This is a genomic window from Anaerotignum sp., from assembly GCF_030625865.1.
Taxonomy (GTDB): Bacteria; Bacillota; Clostridia; order Lachnospirales; family Anaerotignaceae; genus Chakrabartyella.
Genome location: NZ_DAOUQB010000081.1, coordinates 1 through 3,666, shown reverse-complemented (window position 1 = coordinate 3,666; position 3,666 = coordinate 1). Strand labels below are relative to the sequence as shown.

At 41.8% G+C, this 3,666-nt stretch carries 2 protein-coding genes; both read right to left on the bottom strand.

Annotated elements, in window-relative coordinates; translation table 11 throughout:
* Positions 1 to 358: 358 nt before the first annotated feature.
* Positions 359 to 973, bottom strand: a complete 615-nt coding sequence (locus tag P9Q65_RS13170) for a C39 family peptidase (protein WP_304509978.1) — start codon at positions 971 to 973, stop codon at positions 359 to 361.
* Between the two features lie 23 nt (positions 974 to 996).
* Positions 997 to 3,570: a preprotein translocase subunit SecA gene (gene secA, locus P9Q65_RS13165; protein ID WP_304509976.1), complete on the bottom strand. Its 2,574-nt coding sequence runs from the start codon at positions 3,568 to 3,570 to the stop codon at positions 997 to 999.
* Positions 3,571 to 3,666 lie beyond the last annotated feature (96 nt).

Genomic DNA, 3,666 nt, shown 5'->3' with positions numbered 1-3,666 from the left:
TAACTCGAACATGTAAAAATCAACTCCTTTAAAATAAAAAATTTATAGTTATATAAGGTCAAGTTCTCGGGACTCTGTCCCGAACCCTGCAAGCCTTTTCGAAGGCTTGAGCGAAACTTTATATGCAAAAATATATATTTTTGTCAATACAGATATTCATTCTAAAACCACATGTATATGCAATTTTCAATAAAGTTTTCATCCTTACTTTTTTTTCAAAAAGCAAGGGTGTGTGGGGTGGAACAGCGAAAAAAACGCTGCCATTACCCAGTAACGGTTTTGCGTAGCAAAATTCCTGACCAAAACCCCACTGCCTTGACCTTCAATTTCTATTGAAAACATTTTGTTTTATCCTTATTTAATTTTCGGCTTTTTGAAACACAATATAATTTCCCGAAAACGACGCTTCAAATTCCTCAATGGGAACCCAATGTGCCGCCCAATTATATTCCAAAAAGCAAGAAGGATGATGCACCAAAAACGCAACCGGTGCTCCATCTTCGTTGAATTCACAACCATAGGCCACCACTAAATGGCCGCCTTTGGTATATGGATTCCCATTTTCATCGGGTTTTCCCCCGGCAAATCTGGGAGAAACGGAAATAATACAAGGGTTCCCCGCTAAAATTTCCGTCCCAACATCCAACACATTTTTTTCTCTATGGGCAGTACCCAAAAGGCCATATTCCATCGCCATTTTTGCAAGTCCCTGATGAATCCAACCAACACCAGGCTTATATGCTTCTTGCTCAAGCCCTTTGTGTATCATTGCACCCTGGCCCTCGCAAGCAAGCTTTCCTTCCTGACGCAAAAAACCGTCGATGACCATTCTTAAGGATGCGATACCGCATCCCCGCATATTCCAGCTGAATCCCTCCTGCAAATCCGAAAACCCATCGGTTTTCCAGCTTTCCTCTGTTACCCTTTGGGTATAAAAAGGGATAGGGAAGGGTATTTCTATGATTTTATTCATATAATCCCCCCAAACGAAACATTTTATCTACCACAGCAATGCTTATATTTCTTGCCACTGCCACAAGGGCAAGGATCGTTACGACCAACCTTTTCGTCATTGCGCTTTTTGGGCTGTTTTACAGCAGAATCATCCTTATTTGTAAACATCGGCTGCTGTACTTCTTCTCTCTTCACTTCAGTCTGAATACGAATGCGATATAAAATCTTTAATGTATCCTCCTGAATATTATTGCTTAAATCTTCAAACATATCATAGGCAACAAATTTATATTCCATCAAAGGATCTCTCTGGGCATATGCATGCAAGCCAATGCCCTGACGCATATGGTCCATCTCATCAATATGATCCATCCACTTCTGATCAATCACACGAAGCATAATAACTCTTTCCAACTCACGCATGCGTTCTGCTTCGCCGATTTCCTTTTCTTTCATTTGGTAAAGCTGTTCACCAAGCTTCGTCAGATTTTCTTTTAATTTATCCTTCGTCATCTTAACCAAAGCTTCTTCTTTGATGTTCACCTTGCCCACGGGAATAATGGTGGAAAAATGCTCACTAAAGGAAGCCATATCCCATTCCTCCGGCAACTGTTCATCATGCATATGGGCATCCACACAACGAGCTACCACTTCATGAATCATAGAAATAATACTGTCACGCAAATCCTCACCATATAAAACACGACGGCGTTCCCCATAAATAATTTCACGCTGCTCATTCATTACCTGGTCATACTCAAGCAAATGCTTACGAATGGCAAAGTTGTTGCCCTCCACTTTCTTTTGGGCGTTTTCAATAGCCTTGGTCAGCATTCCTGCCTCAATTGGCTCATCTTCGCTCATACCCATGGCATCTACCAGCTTCATGGTCTTTTCAGAGCCAAATAAACGCATTAAATCGTCTTCCAAAGAAATATAGAAACGGGATTCACCAGGGTCACCCTGACGTCCGGAACGACCACGCAACTGATTGTCGATACGTCTGGATTCATGTCTTTCCGTACCGATAATTTTTAAACCGCCAATTTCAGCCACACCTTCACCAAGCTTAATATCCGTACCACGACCTGCCATGTTCGTAGCAATGGTTACTGCTCCCATCTGTCCAGCAAGGGCAACGATTTCTGCTTCTTGCGCATGGTATTTGGCATTCAAAACCTGATGCTTAATTCCTTCTTTTTTCAAAAGCTTACTTAATTCTTCAGATTTATCAATGGTAACCGTACCAACCAAAACAGGCTGCCCTTTTGCATGAGCCTCCATAATATCTTTTACCACAGCACGGAATTTTCCTGCCTCTGTACGATATACAACATCCTGCAAATCATTACGCTGTATGGATCTGTTTGTAGGGATTTCCACAACGTCCATGCCATAGATATTACGGAATTCTTCTTCCTCGGTTTTTGCTGTACCGGTCATACCTGATTTTTTATTATATTTATTAAAGTAATTCTGGAAAGTAATGGTTGCAAGGGTTTTGCTTTCCCTTCTTACCTGTACATTTTCCTTTGCCTCAATGGCCTGATGCAAGCCATCGGAATAACGTCTACCGGGCATCATACGGCCGGTAAACTCATCAACAATCACAATTTCGCCTTCGGCAATCACATAGTCTTTATCCAAATGCATATTGTAATTTGCCTTCAGCGCGTTATTGATATGGTGCTGTAACTCCAAGTTTTCAGGATCAGAAAGATTCTCAACGGAGAAAAACTTTTCGGCTTTTTCCACACCTTCCTGGGTCAATACAACGGATTTTGCTTTTTCATCTAAAACAAAATCTCCCTCTTCCTGAAGTTCTTCTCTGAGTAAGGGGTTCATTGCCTCATCTTCATTTAAGATGCACCCCTTTTGCAGTTGCTTTACAAAAAGATCGGCAACACGGTACATATCTGTGGATTTGGAACCACTTCCTGAGATGATCAATGGGGTTCTTGCCTCATCGATCAAAACAGAGTCAACCTCATCGATAATGGCATAGTGCAAATCTCTTTGTACCATGCTTTCTTTTTTGACTACCATGTTGTCACGCAAATAATCAAAGCCATATTCATTATTGGTACCATAGGTAATATCGCAAGCGTAAGCCGCCCGTCTTTCCTCGTTATCCATATTATTTAAAATACACCCTACGGTTAAGCCCAGGAAACGGAATACTTCTCCCATCCACTCAGAGTCACGCTGTGCCAGGTAGTCATTTACCGTTACAACATGAACACCCTTTCCCTCTAATGCGTTCAAATACGCAGGCAGGGTTGCAACTAACGTCTTACCTTCACCGGTTCTCATCTCGGCAATACGCCCTTGATGCATAACGATGCCACCCATTAACTGCACGGGAAAATGGCGCATATTCAGCACATGGGGGCGAGAAGCCGCCTCTCGTACAACTGCATATGCTTCAGGCAGTATATCGTCCACCGTTTCACCTTTTTCCAATCGATTTTTAAATTCCTGTGTTTTGCCTCTCAATTCTTCATCTGTCAGATTCTCATATTGAGGAGCCAGGTCTTCTATTTTCTTCACAATTGGCGTAATACGCTTAATTTCCTTTTCGCTATAGCTGCCGAATATTTTTTCAAAAAAACCCATTATGGTCCACCTCATTCTTTCTTGCCGCCCCAAACGGGCAGACTATTACATTCTCATAGTTTAACATTAGAATACCCCCGTAGGCAAGGATAATTT